At 60.3% G+C, this 16,451-nt stretch carries 16 protein-coding genes; 9 read left to right on the top strand and 7 right to left on the bottom strand.

The window, feature by feature from the left end:
• The first annotated feature begins 35 nt into the window (after positions 1-35).
• Both VWY60_RS00080 and VWY60_RS00075 read left to right on the top strand, forming a co-directional pair.
• Positions 36-1,409: a polysaccharide biosynthesis/export family protein gene (locus VWY60_RS00080; RefSeq protein WP_416539544.1), complete on the top strand. Its 1,374-nt coding sequence runs from the start codon at positions 36-38 to the stop codon at positions 1,407-1,409.
• A 35-nt stretch (positions 1,410-1,444) separates the two neighbouring features.
• On the top strand, positions 1,445-1,693 hold the full coding sequence (locus tag VWY60_RS00075) for a hypothetical protein (protein WP_416539414.1): 249 nt from the start codon (positions 1,445-1,447) through the stop codon (positions 1,691-1,693).
• On the opposite strand, the gene VWY60_RS00070 is transcribed toward VWY60_RS00075, so the two are convergent.
• Both VWY60_RS00070 and VWY60_RS00065 read right to left on the bottom strand, forming a co-directional pair.
• Positions 1,690-3,138, bottom strand: coding sequence for a UdgX family uracil-DNA binding protein (locus tag VWY60_RS00070; protein ID WP_416539543.1), 1,449 nt, complete (start codon positions 3,136-3,138; stop codon positions 1,690-1,692). The genes VWY60_RS00075 and VWY60_RS00070 overlap by 4 nt on opposite strands.
• Complete coding sequence (locus VWY60_RS00065; protein ID WP_416539542.1) at positions 3,138-4,373, bottom strand: putative DNA modification/repair radical SAM protein; 1,236 nt, start codon at positions 4,371-4,373, stop codon at positions 3,138-3,140. The genes VWY60_RS00070 and VWY60_RS00065 overlap by 1 nt, the downstream gene beginning before the upstream one ends.
• A gap of 188 nt (positions 4,374-4,561) precedes the next feature.
• On the opposite strand from VWY60_RS00065, the gene VWY60_RS00060 reads away from it, so the two are divergent.
• Both VWY60_RS00060 and VWY60_RS00055 read left to right on the top strand, forming a co-directional pair.
• Positions 4,562-5,941, top strand: coding sequence for an NAD-dependent succinate-semialdehyde dehydrogenase (locus VWY60_RS00060; RefSeq protein ID WP_416539541.1), 1,380 nt, complete (start codon positions 4,562-4,564; stop codon positions 5,939-5,941).
• A gap of 76 nt (positions 5,942-6,017) precedes the next feature.
• Positions 6,018-6,995, top strand: coding sequence for a DNA topoisomerase IB (locus tag VWY60_RS00055; RefSeq protein ID WP_416539540.1), 978 nt, complete (start codon positions 6,018-6,020; stop codon positions 6,993-6,995).
• 11 nt (positions 6,996-7,006) lie between these two features.
• Here the strand turns inward: VWY60_RS00055 and VWY60_RS00050 are convergent, their stop codons facing one another.
• A complete protein-coding gene (locus VWY60_RS00050) occupies positions 7,007-8,341 on the bottom strand; it encodes an MATE family efflux transporter (RefSeq protein ID WP_416539539.1) in 1,335 nt (444 codons plus the stop codon).
• Positions 8,342-8,544: 203 nt separating this feature from the next.
• On the opposite strand from VWY60_RS00050, the gene VWY60_RS00045 reads away from it, so the two are divergent.
• The 5 genes from VWY60_RS00045 to VWY60_RS00025 all read left to right on the top strand — a co-directional run bounded on the left by VWY60_RS00045 (position 8,545) and on the right by VWY60_RS00025 (position 12,582).
• Positions 8,545-9,558: a ligase-associated DNA damage response exonuclease gene (locus VWY60_RS00045; RefSeq protein WP_416539538.1), complete on the top strand. Its 1,014-nt coding sequence runs from the start codon at positions 8,545-8,547 to the stop codon at positions 9,556-9,558.
• The gene (locus VWY60_RS00040; protein ID WP_416539537.1) at positions 9,558-11,114 is read left to right on the top strand and encodes a cisplatin damage response ATP-dependent DNA ligase; all 1,557 of its coding nucleotides are present in this window, start codon (positions 9,558-9,560) and stop codon (positions 11,112-11,114) included. Before VWY60_RS00045 ends, VWY60_RS00040 begins: the two co-directional genes overlap by 1 nt.
• A gap of 76 nt (positions 11,115-11,190) precedes the next feature.
• Positions 11,191-11,913, top strand: a complete 723-nt coding sequence (locus VWY60_RS00035) for a tryptophan-rich sensory protein (RefSeq protein ID WP_416592399.1) — start codon at positions 11,191-11,193, stop codon at positions 11,911-11,913.
• Between the two features lie 41 nt (positions 11,914-11,954).
• A complete protein-coding gene (locus VWY60_RS00030) occupies positions 11,955-12,230 on the top strand; it encodes a ribbon-helix-helix domain-containing protein (protein ID WP_416539535.1) in 276 nt (91 codons plus the stop codon).
• A complete protein-coding gene (locus VWY60_RS00025; protein ID WP_416535400.1) occupies positions 12,214-12,582 on the top strand; it encodes a type II toxin-antitoxin system RelE/ParE family toxin in 369 nt (122 codons plus the stop codon). The genes VWY60_RS00030 and VWY60_RS00025 overlap by 17 nt, the downstream gene beginning before the upstream one ends.
• Here the strand turns inward: VWY60_RS00025 and VWY60_RS00020 are convergent, their stop codons facing one another.
• The 4 genes from VWY60_RS00020 to xylF all read right to left on the bottom strand — a co-directional run bounded on the left by VWY60_RS00020 (position 12,583) and on the right by xylF (position 16,358).
• A complete protein-coding gene (locus VWY60_RS00020; RefSeq protein WP_416535399.1) occupies positions 12,583-13,011 on the bottom strand; it encodes a MerR family transcriptional regulator in 429 nt (142 codons plus the stop codon).
• Positions 13,012-13,134: 123 nt separating this feature from the next.
• On the bottom strand, positions 13,135-13,917 hold the full coding sequence (locus VWY60_RS00015) for an ATP-binding cassette domain-containing protein (protein ID WP_416539534.1): 783 nt from the start codon (positions 13,915-13,917) through the stop codon (positions 13,135-13,137).
• The gene (locus VWY60_RS00010) at positions 13,914-15,215 is read right to left on the bottom strand and encodes a sugar ABC transporter permease (RefSeq protein WP_416539533.1); all 1,302 of its coding nucleotides are present in this window, start codon (positions 15,213-15,215) and stop codon (positions 13,914-13,916) included. Before VWY60_RS00010 ends, VWY60_RS00015 begins: the two co-directional genes overlap by 4 nt.
• 117 nt (positions 15,216-15,332) lie before the next feature.
• Entirely contained in the window at positions 15,333-16,358 is a 1,026-nt protein-coding gene (gene xylF, locus VWY60_RS00005) for a D-xylose ABC transporter substrate-binding protein (protein ID WP_340547579.1), read from the bottom strand.
• Positions 16,359-16,451 lie beyond the last annotated feature (93 nt).

Raw genomic sequence — 16,451 nt, 5'->3', positions numbered from 1 at the left:
ACCAACACTACCCCACCCCGACCGGAGGAAAGACCTTGCGCCTGATTTCTATGATCTGCTGCGCCACAATTGCGCTGGCAGGATGCTCGACCATCTACCGCAGCTCTGACGTCATCCCCGGCGCCGGGGATGGCACGCAGGTGCGTGTGGTTCCGCTGAATGGCGAAACCGTGATCCAGGCCAACCGCGCGCCTTATGCGCCGCAATCCCTTCCGGATGCCTATGCACGATCAGCGGGAACCGGCGCGGGCCTGGTTGGCCGCGGGGCGGGCCGCCTGCCTGAGGCACCCTCAACTCAGGAAGGTGCGCGCAATCAACGCCTCGCCCTGAAGCCCCCCCCTTCCGTACCGCAGATGCCCTATCAGATCGGGGTTGGTGATGTCGTGATGCTGGCGACACCGTCCACGCGCAACACGCTTGAGCAGCTCACCGGCCTGCTTGCCGCGCAAAACAGCCGCAACGGCTATACCGTGCAGGATGATGGCTCTGTCAATATACCCGACGTCGGCCGCATCCGCATCGGCGGGCTGACCATCGAAGATGCCGAAGAGCTGCTGTTTCAGAAACTGGTCGAAGCGCAATTCGATCCGACATTCAGCCTTGAGATCGCCGAGTTCAATTCACGCCGCGTTTCGGTTGGCGGTGCCGTCGGTAAACCTGGCGTGCTGCCGATCACATTGACGCCGCTCTACCTCAGCGAAGCCCTTGCCGCCGCAGGCAGCGTGTCCGTCCCAGATATTGATGTCAGCTCGGTGAGGATTTACCGCGACGGCGACCTCTACCAGATCCCGCTGACGGATTTCTATGCCAGCCCCGACCTGCAGAACACGCGTCTTGTCTCCGGCGATGCGGTATTTGTCGACACGGACTTCAACCTAAACCGGGCCGAACGCTTCTTTGAACAGCAAATTCGCCTGAAGCAGACAACTCTGGCTGCCCGCGCGCAGGAGCTGAGCGAGCTGAACACCGCGATCACCCTCCGCCGCAGTGATAATGCTGAGCAACGCAGCACCTTCGAAGCCCGCGAGGCGCTGGGTGCCAATGGTCGCGATTACGTCTATCTGGCCGGGGAGGTCGACAATCAGACACGATACCCCCTGCCGTATGAGCGTCAGGCCACGCTGGCCGATGCACTCTATGATGCGGGCGGTGGAATAGCCCGCGAAACTGGTGACGTCTCGCAGGTCTATGTGCTGCGCGCCTCCAGCGATCCGCGCGAATTCGGCGCGGTTACCGCCTGGCATCTGAATGCCAGCAGCGCCGCCAATCTGACACTCGCGACGAAATTTCAGCTGCGCCCCGATGACGTGATCTTTGTGGCCGAAAACCCGGTCACAAAATGGGGTCGCACCCTGCGCCAGATCACCCCGTCGCTGATCACCACACCTGTTGCGGCAGCAGTCAATTGACCGGCCTGACATCGACAGGACCGGTCACCCGCCTCATGATCATCACTTTGATGGTCCTGTCTTTGCTCGGGGCACCCGGTGCTGCTCAGACCGTTAAGCAGGACGATGATCAGCTGAAGTGCGAGGATGAACGGGATGCGGAAGAGGACGAATGTCTGCTGCTCGTTGAGCCGGTCGTGGGCCAGTTTGCCCCAATGATTGCACCTGCTATGGGCCTGCTGGGGCTTGCCCTGGTGGCGGGACTTGCGGCCTCCGGCTCGACCAGCACGACCAGTACAGATTAGTCGCGCCGATGCTTCACCGTATCCATGCGCAACCAATCGGCAGCCAGGCGAAGGTCCGCGCGTAGGCTCTCGGTGTCACGGCTGCGCTGCTCAGGATCTGGGCTCCGCAACAGATACGATGGATGCAAGGTGATCAATACCGGCGTGCCGTCGGCGCGATGTTCGATGGTGCCACGCCGCCGCAGAATGTCCGCACCTGATCCCAACAAAGCCTGCGTCGCGGTGGCACCAAGCGCAAGGACCAACCGCGGCCGGACCTGTTCCAGCTCGGCCCGGAGCCAGATCTTGCAGTGCTGGATCTCCGATCCATCGGGCCGCTGATGTATCCGCCTGCGCCCTCTTGGCGTGAATTTGAAATGTTTGACCGCATTGGTGACGTAGGCTGCCTGTCGCGGCAGGCCGGCCTCCGCGGCCAATTGGTCGAACAGTTGCCCGGCGGCGCCAACAAATGGACGCCCCGCCAGATCCTCGTGATCACCGGGCTGTTCGCCGACGATCATCAACGCGGCATCTGTCGGCCCTTCACCGGGCACCGCCTGCGTGGCCGACCGGTGGAGCGGGCAGCGCGTGCAGCTGTTGATGGCCTCCGGCAGACCCCCAGCTGCTCCTTGCCAGACAGGGTTGGCCGCAGGTAGTCGGGCCTGTACCCGCACAGCCCGCAACGGTGGCAGAGTTGGCGCCGCCTCAGCCATCGCGCGCGCCCGCTCCGGGGCCGAGGCGATCAGGTCAGGAATAGCGACGGCCTCCGGCATGTTCTGCCAATACTTCTTGGGCATTTCCGATTGCATCGCCTGCACCTTCAACCGCGCCGGATTGAATATATTGCGGAAATAAGTGATCCACAGCGCCTCGCTCGCATCCTCCGGCAGGTCGGGCCTTGGCTGCCCCGGTTCAAACCTGAGTTGCCCACCCTCGAATATGGCCGACACGTCAGGTGTCAGAATACGCCAGTCCATATCGGCAAAGCGGCGGGCAAAGAATGTAGCGGTCGGCTCCACCGTGTGATGTGTCGGCTCAAACCACGCCGCAAAAGATCGGCGCGGCGCGTCAGCGGCACCCAACTCCCGAAACCGCACAAAGGCCTTCATCTTGTGCTGACAGCGCGACACCGATTTTTCCATCTGGCGCAATCGCGCCAGATCCGCGTCAGCCCGATCGCTCATCAACCCGCGTTCACTGCGCAGGCGCCAGAGAAACCCGTAGAGCCGGGCAAAACGGTTCGGATCACTATGCCAGACGACCTTATCGGCGAGGGTAACAAAGCTGCGCGGGACCTGGACCTCTCCGCCTGGAGCCGATCGCGCCTCTGAGGCGAATAGATCCGGCGCGGCGCATTCATTGTTCCACAGGATGGCGTCAGGTGGGATATTCTGCGCCAGAAACCCTCGCGCTGCCCGACGCCAGGCCTCTGCCGTCCCGATCAGGGGCATCTCGGCATGATACATCAAAACAGGGCCAATTGTTCCGGCGGCGGCAGAAACCGAGCCCGCAAATCCGCGCTGTCGGTCAAATCGCCCGGTGTCCACCCGCCAGCAACGACAAAGGCACGCGCCTTCTTCATCGAGGCCCCGATACGAACCAGATCTTCGTATCGCAGCATCCGATGCCGTCGCGTGCTGAGGATCCGCGTGACCGTTTTGACCCCGAACCCCGGAACCCGCAGCAGCAGTTCCCGGCTGGCCCGGTTCACATCCACCGGAAAGATCTCGCGATGTGCCAGCGCCCAGGCCAGCTTGGGATCGACCTGCAAATCCAGATTTCCATCCGGCGTGACCGATGTGATCTCATCGAGCTGAAAATCATAAAACCGCAGCAGCCAATCGGCCTGATACAGCCGGTGTTCACGCTGCAACGGTGGCGAGATCAGCGGCAGCTTGGCCGAACTGTCGGGGATGGGCGAAAACGCGGAATAATACACGCGCTTCAATTTGTAGCTTGCATAAAGCCGGGTCGATTGCCCCAGCACCATCGCATCATTTGACCCATCCGCCCCTATGATCATCTGCGTCGACTGACCTGCGGGCGCAAATCGCGGCGGACGCCTGCCCGTATAGCTCGCCTCCCTGGCTGCATCAGCGCGCATCCGGACGTCTCCCATCGCCTTGCGGATCTGACCGGGATCTTTCTCCGGCGCATGTTCACGCACGGCGGCATCGCTTGGCATCTCGACATTGATCGACAGCCGATCCGCCAGAAGCCCAGCTTCGGCAATCAATTCAGGGGCAGCATCGGGAATGGTCTTGAGATGAATATATCCGCGAAAATTCTCCTCATGCCGCAGCTTTCGCGCGATCTGCACCATATCTGACATCGTCGCATCCGGGGACCGGATGATACCGGAGGACAGAAACAGACCTTCTATATAGTTGCGTCGGTAGAATTCTATCGTCAGCTTTACAACCTCATCGACAGAAAACCGCGCGCGCGGCACATTGGACGACACCCGGTTCACGCAGTAGGTGCAGTCGTAAATGCAAAAGTTGGTCATCAGGATCTTCAGCAGGCTGATGCAGCGACCATCCGGCGTGTAGGCATGGCAGATGCCCGTACCCTCATTCGAGCCCAAGCCCTTCCCATCGCGGGAGTCACGTTTTGTCGATCCCGAAGACGCACAGGACGCATCATATTTTGCGGCGTCGCTGAGGATAGCGAGCTTTTGATCCAGCGTTTGTCGAGTCATATGTTCTATATATGTTCCCGTCTCAAAGAAGGCAATCCAACCAGCAGCGCACCTTAGGTCAAACCAGCAAAAGACAACCGCGACCTCACGTCCTGGCGATTGACGGGAACCCAAACCACCAAGCCACGTTGATCTTGCAAGCCATAGGCAAAGAACTCCCCTCCTGCCGTCAGAGAGAAAGGTCAACCATGTCCGACACCATTCAGACCGTGAACCCAACCACTGGAGAAACCCTCAACAGCTATTCCCTGCTGAGCGACGAGGCGATGGAAACTGCAGTACAAAGCTGCCATGAGGCCTTTCTCAGCTGGCGCCAGACCCCGGTAGAAGAGCGCGCGAAGGTCATCAAAGCCATCGGGGCCGCCCTGAGTGAGCGCAAGGATGAGCTTGCCGAACTGATGACAAAAGAAATGGGCAAGCTGCTGAAACAGAGCCATCAGGAAGTCGAGCTCTGCGCGGCCATCTGCGACTACAGTGCAGGAGAGGCCCCCTCGGCATTCGCCCCCGAAGAGCGCGATATCCAAGGTGGCAAGACAGGGCATATCTTCTATTCCCCCATTGGTGTCGTCTACGGCATCCAGCCCTGGAATTTTCCAGCCTACCAGGTGGTGCGCTACTCAATCGCGAGCTTGATCGCCGGTAACGGCGTACTTCTGAAACACGCCTCCAACGTAACCGGCTCGGGCCAGATGCTGCAGGAGATCTACGAAAGCGCGGGCCTGCCAAAGGGCCTGTTCCAGGCTCTGGTGATTTCCCACGATCAGTCGGACGCCCTGATCAGCCACAACCTGGTGCGCGGCGTGACACTGACCGGCAGCGATGGCGCCGGCCGCAAAGTGGGCGCAAAGGCGGCCGAAGCGGTGAAAAAGACCGTGCTGGAACTGGGATCCAACGATGCCTACATCGTCCTGGAAGATGCGGACATCGACGCAGCTGTCCAGACCTGCGTGCAGGGGCGGACCTATAACAATGGCGAAACCTGTATTGCTGCCAAGCGCTTCGTCGTCGTCGACGCAATTTACGATGAATTCCGCGACGCCTATGTTGCCTCCATGAAAGACGTGACCCCGGGCGACCCGATGGGTGACGATGCCGACATTGGACCGATGGCACGGAAAGATCTGCGCGATGACCTCCATCAGCAGGTCACGGACAGTGTCGCAGGCGGTGCCAAGATCCTCTGCGGCGGCGAAATGCCAGAGGGCAAGGGTTTCTACTATCCGGCGACCGTTCTGGAAAACGTGACCCCGGGCCAGCCTGCCTATGACGACGAACTCTTCGGCCCGGTGGCCGCACTGATCCGCGCCAAGGACGCAGAGGATGCGATGCGCATTGCCAACGACAGCCGATTTGGTCTCGGCGGTGGCATCATGACCAAAGATACCGACAAGGCGATTGCCCTCGCCCGCGATCATTTCGACACCGGCATGATCTTCATCAACGGATTTGGCCTGGCAATCCCCAACATGCCTTTCGGCGGCGTCAAGGACTCCGGCTATGGCCGCGAACATGGAGGCTTTGGCATGAAGGAATTTGTGAATGTAAAATCCGTCATGGTGATGAGCTGACGCCATTCGGGCCGCCTGCTCGACAGGCGGCCCGCACATTGCGGGTCCGAAGTCCCGCCAAACGTGGATCGACCTGATGAAACTGGTCTATTGCAAGGATGATCAGCCCGGGATCTCGCGCCGACGTCGCGGTCGCGGGTTTTCCTATCATATGCCTGATGGCAGCCACATCGGGGACCGTACCGAAGTGGACCGGCTCAACCGGCTTGGCGTGCCCCCTGCTTATACGGATGTCTGGCTCTGCCCATTGGCAAATGGTCACCTGCAGGCCACCGGGCGCGACGCGCGCAATCGCAAGCAATATCGCTACCATCCCGCGTGGCAGTTGTTGCGGGCAGAACAGAAATTCGACAATTTGGTCAGTTTCGCCGAGAGCCTGCCGCAGTTGCGCAGGTGGATCAGCGACAGGCTGAGCGGCACCATAGGCGAAGAGGAAACGGCGGTCGCTGCTGTCCTTGCCCTGATGGATCGCGGCTCGCTCAGGATTGGGAACCCGCAGTACACAGAGGACAACGGCAGTTACGGCGCCACGACCCTGCGCCAACGGCACATCGAGTTCTCCGGTCAGTCGATACATCTGCGCTATACCGCAAAAGGCGGCAAGACAGTTGAGAAGTCGATCCGGGGCGCGGCCCTGCAACGCATATTGGAGCGTTCACAGGACCTGCCCGGACGCGAACTCATCTCTTGGCTCGATGATGGCGGCAGCGTACGCGCCGTCCGGTCAGAGCAGGTACAGGAGGTTCTGACCAACCTTTGCGGTGACGGCGTCTCCGCCAAAACGCTGCGCACTTGGAACGGGACCCATGCGGCCTTTCGCACGGCGCTGCATGCCCCCAAGCTCACGATTTCAGCCATGGCGGAGGCAGCGGCGGAGCGGCTGCACAATACACCGACCATGGCGCGCAACAGCTACATTCACCCGAAGGTCATCGCATTGGCCGAACTGCCCGACGACACGCGCACCGCACGGCTCAAATCGCTCACCCGGTATAGTATCGACGGACTTCGCATGGGTGAAGGCAGACTACTCGAACTACTGACGACAAACTGATCGGGCTGCCCTCACTGACCCACCAGCCCCGTCTTGCGGCCGACATAATAAGCGCCCGCCACAGCCGCCAGATTCGCAATGACCGCAGCGCCCAGAATTCCGGCATAGCCGAACAGCCAGACCCCCAGCCAGGCCAGCGGCACATAGACCGCAAAGATCCGCATCAAGCTCAGCCCCATGGACCAGAGCGCCTTGGACCGGGCATTCATCGCGGCATTTGCTGTCACCAGGACGCCGTAGCCCAGAAAACTCCAGCTGACGACGCGGAGATATTGCGCGGTCTTCTGCGCCGCTCCATCGTCCGAGGCGATCAGCCCGGCGATTGAAGGCGCCAGAACCGTCAGGAGAAGCGCGACAGCCAAGCCGTAACCGATACAGAATTGCCAGGACCGCCAGACCGCCAGCCGCGCACGATCCCGTTCATCTGCACCCCAGTTCTGACCGACGACCGGTCCGATGCCCGCAGAAAGGGCCAGTAGGGGTACCAGCGCGACCGACTGCACACGCTGAGCCGCCCCCAGCCCAGCCACAACCGTATCGCCCAGCGTGGCAGCAGCTGCGGTGACCATCGCCATACCGGCGGGGTTGATCGCATTGGAGAAGGCCGCCGGCAGTCCGACCCTGACGACTTCGCGTATTGAGCTGACAATGCCATCGGCGAATTCCTGCGGAGGACGAATAACGCCAATCCGCAGCGCATAAGTGAAGGCTCCCACCAAGGTCAGGACGCGCGCCAGAGCCGTCGCAAGCGCCGCGCCTGCCGTGGACATCTCAGGCACAGGACCGAGCCCGTAGATCAGGATCGGGTCCAGCGCGATATTGAGCACCGCAGCAACCAGCATGATCACCGCCGAGGTTGCCCCGTCGCCATGGGCCCGAAACACCGCATTCAACAGCGCCATGCCGACCAGAAAAGGAAACGACAGGGCCCAGAATGGCACATAGGATTGCGCCTCGTCCAAGACGGCGCCCCCTGCTCCCATGAGAGAGAACAGCGAGGCAGCACCTAGATAAAACAGGATCGCGACCAGCACCGCCACAACCATACCCAGAACAATCGCATGCACCGAGAGCCTGTTGGTCTCTGCCTCGCTGTCGCCCCGGCCCAGGCTCTGGGAAATCGCCGCATTGGCTCCAGCGGACAGGCCGATGGACAAAGACGTCACCGCCGTGGTCACCGGGTAAATGAACCCGACGGCCGCCAGCGGAGCCTCCCCCAGCTGCCCGAGGAAATACGCGTCTGCCAGTCCAACGCTCAACACGCCCAAAATCCCCAAGGACATTGGAGCGGAGACCGCAGCAAGAGCGCGCGAAACAGTGCCCTGTGTTAAATCCTTCTGCGCCACGGGCCTTCTCCTCGGGTTGGGTAATAGCGGCAGCGCAGGAAACTGCGCCATAGCAGGCAAAACGCCTGAGCCTCTTGATGGTTCCACACTGGATGGCAAGACGTCGGCTCGCTAGCGGCGGCACGGTCTCCCCTTGCCCAAACCCCTGTTTGGCTTAACTTTCCTGGAACACCGCCTAGAAGTAATATGAAGGATCCTGCGCCGTGAATGCACCACGCCTACCGGAAGAGCTGCTGCATCCGCGCCCCGATGGGCTTTATTGTCCTGCTGGTGATTTCTACATTGATCCGGTCCGCCCGGTGCCCCGCGCGCTGATCACCCACGGCCATGCTGACCATGCCCGCGCGGGGCATGGCACGGTCTGGGCCAGCCCGCAGACATTGGACATCATGGCGATCCGCTATGGCGACGCGTTTTGCGACACATCGGTTCCAGTCGATGATCGCACGACGATCGCGGGTGTCGGCGCGACATTCACACCGGCCGGCCATGTCCTTGGCTCCTGTCAAATTACCGTGGAGGACGGCAACACGGCCATTACCGTCTCCGGCGACTACGCGCGGGTCGATAACCCTGCCTGTGCACCGTTTCAGCTCGCGCCATGCGATGTTTTCGTGACCGAAGCCACCTTTGGGCTGCCAGTGTTCAATCACCCGGACCCCCGGTCCGAGATCGAAAAACTGCTCCGCTCCGTTGCTACTCAGCCGGAGCGATGCCATCTTGTGGGTGCCTATGCGCTCGGCAAAGCACAGCGTGTCATCGCGTTGTTGCGCCAGGCAGGCTGGGATCGGCCGATCTATATCCATGGCTCACTTCAGCGCCTGTGCGACTACCACATCGCCCAGGGTATTGATCTCGGCGAATTGCGCCCGGCCACCACCAAGGAGGGCAGGGCCGCCTTTAAGGGGCAGATAATCCTCGGCCCTCCTTCTGCCTTTGCCGCGGCCTGGGCGCAGCGGTTTCCTGATCCGGTGATCTGCTTTGCCAGTGGCTGGATGCAGGTCCGCGCCCGCGCGCGGCAGCGCGGCGTGGAGCTGCCATTGATACTGAGCGACCATGTCGACTGGCCGGATCTCACCCGAACCATCAGGGAACTCGCCCCGAAACAGGTCTGGGTGACCCATGGCCGCGAGGATGCTTTGGTTCGCTGGTGTGAGCTGAACCAGATTGCCGCCCGTCCCCTGCGGCTGGTCGGCTATGAGGAGGAGGCAGATTGATGCAAGCCTTCGCAGACCTTCTGGAGCAGCTCGCCTTTACCCCGTCTCGCAACGGTAAGACGGCGCATCTGCTCCATGCCTTTCAAGCCATGCCGGACCCTGAACGCGGATATGCGCTCGCAGCGATTACGGGTGATCTATCACTCCGCAATGTGACGCCTTCGCTGTTGCGCGGTCTGGTGGCGCAAGAGACTGACCCAGAACTGTTCCGCCTCTCCTATGATTTCGTGGGCGATCTGGCGGAGACCGTCGCCCTGATTTGGCCGCGCTCAGACGGCGAGGCATATCTGTCCTTGACCGAGGCGGTGACGGAGCTGTCCGAAACCGCAAAGGCCCAGCTTCCGGCACTGATCATCCGCCGCCTGTCGCAGATGACACCGTCGCAGCGCTATGCCTACCTGAAGCTGGCCACCGGCGGGCTGCGCGTTGGCGTGTCCGCCCGACTGGCCCGCAACGCCCTGGCACAATATGGCGAGGTCGATGTCGCGGAAATCGAGGAGCTCTGGCATGGGCTGAGGCCGCCCTACCTGCCACTGTTTTCCTGGCTCGAAGGGGGTGACAAACCAAAAAGCCTTGCCGCCGCGCCGTTCCGACCGGTTATGCTGTCCACAGGTACAGATCTGAACGACCTTTCCAGCCTCTCTCCCGGCGACTTCATTGCAGAATGGAAATGGGACGGTATCCGCGTGCAGGCCGTGAATGACGGCGGCACCCGGCGGCTCTATTCACGCACCGGAGAGGATATCTCAGGCGCTTTTCCCGACGTCATTGAAGCGCTGAACTTCAACGGCACGCTCGATGGCGAATTGCTGGTTAAGCGCGACACCATCATCGCGCCCTTTGGTGATTTACAGAAACGGCTTGGTCGCAAGAAGGTGGGCAAAACCATGCTGGCAAGCCATCCCGCCGCGCTGCGCGCCTATGACCTGCTGTTCTGGGAGGGTGAAGATCTGCGATCTTGGACATTGGATGAACGCCAGGCCCGGCTGCATCGCTGTGTTGCGGACCTGAACGATCCGCGTATCGACATCTCTCACCCGCTCACCTTTGGCACATGGGAGGATCTGGCAGTTCTTCGCGCCAACCCACCCGAAGGCGTAATCGAAGGCGTCATCATCAAACGGCGCGACAGCGCCTACATCGCGGGGCGCAAACGCGGAAACTGGTTCAAATGGAAACGCGATCCTATGCTGGTCGATGCCGTCATGCTCTATGCGCAGCGCGGCCACGGCAAACGCTCAGGCTACTATTCCGATTTCACCTTCGGCGTCTGGGACGGCGATAAGCTGGTGCCCGTCGGCAAAGCCTATTTCGGGTTCACCGATTCCGAGCTGAAGGAACTGGACCGCTTCGTGCGCAACAACACGACAGACCGGTTCGGCCCAGTCCGCGCGGTGAAGCCCGAATTGGTCCTGGAAGTGGCCTTTGAAGGTCTGAATGAATCCAGCCGTCACAAAAGTGGTCTGGCCATGCGGTTTCCCCGTATCAATCGCATTCGGACCGATAAACCAGCGTTAGAAGCGGGAACATTGGAGGAGCTTCGGAGCTTTCTTTAAGACTAGATAAGCAAATCGGAATAGCCACAGATGCCGCCCTCAGTTGGCGCCTACATACGAAAGCGAGTTCGATATCATGAGCAAGCAGTCCATGGCCTATCTTACACTGGCCCTTGCCCTAGCCTTTGCCGCCGCGCCGCTGATAACCGACCCGTTTACCGGCTATACAGCTGATCAACTGCCCTATCCACAGCCCGACCCGGTCATTCAACCCATCGGTCCGGCCTTTTCAATCTGGATCGTGATCTACATCTGGCTGATCGTTGGGGCCGGATTTGGCGTGTTTCGCGCGCCGGAGGGCTCAACATGGCATGAGATGCGAAAACCCCTCTCTATCAGCCTGGCCATCGGGGTGTGCTGGCTTTGGGTTGCGAACAGCTCACCCATCCTAGCCACAATCCTGATCATCGCGATGACAGTTACCGCGATCCTGGCTATGCGCCGCGCAGGCCGCAACAAACGGGTCTGGAAACGCGGTCCTGTAGGGCTCTATGCCGGATGGCTGACCGCGGCATCGGCGGTGTCCATCAGTATCATTCTTCCAGGATATGGGTTGATGAACCCGCAATTGGCCGGCGTAATCTGCCTGACGGCGGCGCTGGCGGTCGGGCTTTTGGTCCAGGCAGACAGCCCCTCAGCCTGGACTTACACCGTCGCAATCTGCTGGGCCATCGGCGGGATTATCATTAACCAATGGGGAAGCGATAATTGGCTCATTATTGCTTTGGCAGGTCTCGGCTGGATCGCTCTTGCACTGCGCGGCCTGTCCGGTGCCGGGTTGATAAATACTACTGAGTAGTATAATCTCCATAGTCACCCACAAGAGCCTCAGGTGCGCAAATGAGTGTAAAAGCCTCCATCTCCCTGACCGAAGCACAGGACGACTTTGCCCGCACATTGGTGGCAGAAGGGCGATATGCAAGCCTCAGCGCGGTGTTGCAGCAGGGTCTGGAACTGCTGCGCGAAAAAACGGAAGCCCGCCGCGCCGAGACATCCGCCCTGCGTGCATTGATCGCCGAGCGCCGCGGCGGCTCCTTTGTCAGCGGTACTGAGGGGCGTCGAAGGACAGCCGATCTTCTGGCGCGCAAACGGGCAGAACATGGTCTTTCGGGTTGATCGCGCCGAGGCGATTGATCAGGATCTTGATGCCATATTCGACTTTCTCTTTGATGCGGCAATCGGCTTTGGCGAGGATCCGGACACCGCATTCAGCAGGGCAGCGGCCCGCCTGAACGAGATTGACGCGGCCATTGAGGCACTGGGCAACGCTCCGCACCAGGGCACCCTGCGCAGCGATATCGCTCCGGGACTGCGCAGCGTGACAAAGGGGCGCGCCATCCTCTATTTCGACCTGAACGAAGCCGAACAGCAGCTACGTGTATTGGCGGTGTTCTTTGGGGGTCAGGATCATCAACGCCGGATGTTGCTCCGTGCGCTCGGCCACGAGCAAACGAACCCGATGCCCTGATCAGGCGCCAATCTGATCATGATTTGTCAGGCACTCGGAATGATCCCGCAAAACCTCCAGCACCCGGCACTCGGCAACGGTTCCCCCGGCACACTCACGGATCATGCGCTGTAATTCAGTCTGCAAGGCCTCCAGCCGGGCAATCCGATCAGCGACGTCTTTCAGCTGTCTCTGCGCGATGGAATCTGCATGAGAACAGGACTGACCCGGATGATCCGCGAGGTTCAGTAACTCCCGGATTGCCTCCAGACCAAAGCCAAGTTGTCGCGCGTGACGGATGAACGAAAGCCGGTCCAGATCACTCTCGCCATAGCGACGCTGCCCGCCTGCTGTGCGCCCCGCTTCCGGCATAAGGCCAATCTCTTCGTAGTAGCGAATGGTCTGCACCTTCGTGCCTGTCCGCTTGCCCAATGTCCCAATTGTCAGCATCTATCACCCTTCTAAAATCTACATCTTATGTAGGTTTTTGCGATAGGCTGGGCAACCATTCTGATATGGAAAAGGGGCCACCAATGGCAGCCCCTTCCAGACCGATATTATCGACGTCGCGACTTAGGCCGCCACTTCGCCGGGCCGCTTGCCCAGAATGATCATACTCAGCAGGTCATCATCGGTGACATCATCAATATCGACGGTGCCAACCAGCTGACCGTTCTTCATGACCGAAGCCCGGTCGCAAAGCTCCATCACCGCATTCACATCGTGATCAATGAGGAAAATACCGATACCCTGCGCCTTCAGCTGCTGGATCAACTCGGCAACCATCTGCGTTTCATGCGGCCCAAGGGCGGCAGTCGGTTCATCCATGATCAGGATCTTGGCGTTGAAATAGACCGCCCGCGCGATGGCAACCGACTGACGCTGACCGCCCGAGAGAGCCGAAACCGGTTCCGAGAATTTTTGAAAATTCGGGTTCAACCGGTTCATGATCTTGCGACATTCGGCCTCCATGGCGGAATCGTCCACCAGACCAAACGGGGTAACCAGCTCGCGACCCAGGAACAGGTTGGAGGCCGCATCCAGATTATCCGCCAGCGCCAATGTTTGATAGATCGTCTCGATGTTATGCGACCGCGCATCACGCGGATTGGTGATCTCAACCTTATCGCCATTGACCCGGATTTCGCCGGAATCCATCTGGTAGGCACCCGACAGCACTTTGATCAAGGTGGATTTCCCGGCACCATTATGGCCGAGCAATCCAACAACTTCGCCGGGATAGAGATCAACGCTGACGTGATCCACAGCCTTGATCCCGCCAAAGGAGATCGAAATATCTTTCATCTCGACCAGCGGCGTGGCGCCTGCGGCGCGCAACTCTTTTGCAGTGCTCATATCCGGGCCCCCACGCGTTTGCGGTAAAGAATATCGATCCAGACGGCTGCAACCAGCACGGTGCCCACGACGATGTTCTGGAACGGTGCGTCGACACCGACCATGGCCATCCCCGACTGCAGGCTCTGCATAATCAACGCCCCGAGGATGGCGCCATAAATCGTGCCAAACCCACCGGACAGTGCAGTGCCGCCAATCACGGCCGCCGCAATAACGCGCAACTCATCCAAAGTCCCGATATCATTGGAGTGATTGGCAAGACGGGCCGAGGCCACAACCGCTGAAAGCGCACAGAGAAATCCCATCAGGGCAAAGATCTTGACCGTCAGCAGACGGGTGTTGATGCCGGACAGCTCGGCGGCATCCGGGTTGCCACCGGTGGCAAAGATATAGCGGCCAAACCGGGTGCGGCGGGCGATAATCGTCATAATCACGGCAGTTGCAATCAGGATCAGCACCGAGATTGGCAAGCCATAACCGACAACCAGCCCCTCAGGCATGGTTTCGCCTTCTGCTTCCATCATTCGCGCCAGACGGCGCGCCGGGATCTGATAGGCATTCAGCACGGCCACCAAGCCAAGGATCGACGCCGCAATCGCACCTGCAATCACCGCTTCCGCCCAGGCGGGTTTCACCGGGAAACCATGGCCTTGTTTGCCGCGGCGGCTGTTCCACAGGGCAACCAACGCCAGAGCCGTGGCTACGATTCCGACAGCCCAGCTGAGCGTGGTGCCCAGCGTGCCCGAGGTGCCCCCGAAGATCAGGAACCTGCTGTCAAGCGGGCCAATGGTCTGCCCGTCGGTCAGATACCAGGCAACGTTACGCCAGACCAGAAAACCACCCAGGGTCACGATAAAGGCGGGAATGGTCAGGAAACCTACCATCCATCCCTGAAAAGCCCCGATCAGGGTGCCGATCGTCAGGCCAACCACCACGGTTATGATCCAGGTTGCCGGGTGGTTGAGTCCAAGCCCCAGCATATCCGGCAGCACATCGGTCTGCACGACAGCCATCACGGCCGAGCAGGTCGCCAGCAACGCACCGACGCTCAGGTCGATGTGGCGTGTCACGATCACAAAGACCATGCCCGTGGCCATGATCGCCACAGAGACCGTCTGGATGGTGAGGTTGAAAATATTGCGCGGCGTTAGAAAACGCCCATCCGTCAGGATGTTGAATCCAATGCACAAGATGACAAAGGCACCGATCATTCCCAATAGGCGGACGTCCAGTTCCAATTGCTGGAACAGGCCACGCTTGTTTTGTTCGGGGATCGGCTGAGACGTGGTTTCGGTCATATCCGAACTCCAGTGATCAGCGGTAGTGAAAGGGGGACGCGCGCCCGATCCAATCGGGACCTTCTGAGGGCGCGCGCCGGTTTAGAAAGAAGTAGCCGAGAAACTCTCAGCAGCTGCTTAGTTGCAGGGCGCAGGACCGTTGGTCACACCCTGGCACAGCGCCTCCTTGGTGATCCAGCCGGCATCGACAACAACCGACAGGTTGTCAGCGGTCACCGGGATAGGCTCCAGGAACCGCGCCGTCAGCTCGGTGCCCGCTGGGGACGTCCAGGCGGCACCGCCCGCGACATCACCCATGGCAGCGCCTTCGGCCATTTCGACCGCGATTTCAGCGGCGGCCTTGCCCAGATCACGAGCGTCTTTCCAGACGGAAACGGTCTGCGTGCCTTTGGCAACACGGTTCAGCGCAGCGTGGTCGCCATCCTGACCGGACACCGCGATACCTTCCATGCCCTGCGCGGTCAGCGCGGCGACAACACCACCGGCGGTGCCGTCATTGGAGGCAACAACGGCATCGACCTTGTTGTCATTGGCGGTCAGGATCTGTTCCATATTGCGCTGAGCGTTGGCCGGCAGCCAGCCATCGGTATAGGCTTCGCCAACGATCTTGATATCGCCGCTATCAATTGCCGCCTGAATGACCTCTTGCTGGCCACCGCGCAGGAAATCCGCGTTGGGATCGGTGGGCGAGCCCTTGATCATCACATAGTTGCCGCTCGGCTGGGCCTCAAGCACGGCCCTGGCCTGCATCCGCCCCACTTCGACATTGTCGAAGGTGAGATAGAAGGCACGGCTGTCTTCAATCAGGCGATCATAGGCAACAACGGGGATACCTTCGTCCGCCGCCGCCTGAACAGCCGGGCCAATCGCCTGAGCGTCCTGGGCCAGAACGATCAGCGCATCCACGCCCTGTGCAATCAGGCTTTCAATGTCAGCAAGCTGCTTGGCCGACGACGACTGTGCATCTGCCGATACATAGGTCGCACCTTTCGCTTCCAGCGCAGCCTTGATCGCCGCTTCGTCGGTTTTCCAGCGCTCTTCCTGGAAGTTCGACCAGCTGACGCCAACGGTCACATCTTCGGCAAGGGCCATGCTCGCGGTGGCGGCAAAGGCAAGTGCGGAGACTCCACTCAAGAATTTCATTGTTTTCCTCCCTCGGGTCGTTGCGGGCTGCTGCGGCAATCGGGCTCCCCCACGCCACATGCCCGTCCTGATATCCCTAACATTATTTTTTTT

Origin of the sequence: Phaeobacter sp. JH20_26, assembly GCF_048056275.1 — a bacterium.
Taxonomy (GTDB): Bacteria; Pseudomonadota; Alphaproteobacteria; order Rhodobacterales; family Rhodobacteraceae; genus Phaeobacter; species Phaeobacter bryozoorum.
This window is presented reverse-complemented; position numbering and strand designations above follow the sequence as displayed.

Bases quoted from the DNA above. Each gene is read 5' to 3' on its own strand.
- VWY60_RS00075 (WP_416539414.1), top strand. From the start codon at position 1,445: ATGATCATCACTTTGATGGTCCTGTCTTTGCTCGGGGCACCCGGTGCT.
- VWY60_RS00070 (WP_416539543.1), bottom strand. From the start codon at position 3,138: ATGTATCATGCCGAGATGCCCCTGATCGGGACGGCAGAGGCCTGGCGT.
- VWY60_RS00065 (WP_416539542.1), bottom strand. From the start codon at position 4,373: ATGACTCGACAAACGCTGGATCAAAAGCTCGCTATCCTCAGCGACGCC.
- VWY60_RS00060 (WP_416539541.1), top strand. From the start codon at position 4,562: ATGTCCGACACCATTCAGACCGTGAACCCAACCACTGGAGAAACCCTC.
- VWY60_RS00055 (WP_416539540.1), top strand. From the start codon at position 6,018: ATGAAACTGGTCTATTGCAAGGATGATCAGCCCGGGATCTCGCGCCGA.
- VWY60_RS00040 (WP_416539537.1), top strand. From the start codon at position 9,558: ATGCAAGCCTTCGCAGACCTTCTGGAGCAGCTCGCCTTTACCCCGTCT.
- VWY60_RS00035 (WP_416592399.1), top strand. From the start codon at position 11,191: ATGAGCAAGCAGTCCATGGCCTATCTTACACTGGCCCTTGCCCTAGCC.
- VWY60_RS00030 (WP_416539535.1), top strand. From the start codon at position 11,955: ATGAGTGTAAAAGCCTCCATCTCCCTGACCGAAGCACAGGACGACTTT.
- VWY60_RS00025 (WP_416535400.1), top strand. From the start codon at position 12,214: ATGGTCTTTCGGGTTGATCGCGCCGAGGCGATTGATCAGGATCTTGAT.
- VWY60_RS00020 (WP_416535399.1), bottom strand. From the start codon at position 13,011: ATGCTGACAATTGGGACATTGGGCAAGCGGACAGGCACGAAGGTGCAG.
- VWY60_RS00015 (WP_416539534.1), bottom strand. From the start codon at position 13,917: ATGAGCACTGCAAAAGAGTTGCGCGCCGCAGGCGCCACGCCGCTGGTC.
- VWY60_RS00010 (WP_416539533.1), bottom strand. From the start codon at position 15,215: ATGACCGAAACCACGTCTCAGCCGATCCCCGAACAAAACAAGCGTGGC.
- xylF (WP_340547579.1), bottom strand. From the start codon at position 16,358: ATGAAATTCTTGAGTGGAGTCTCCGCACTTGCCTTTGCCGCCACCGCG.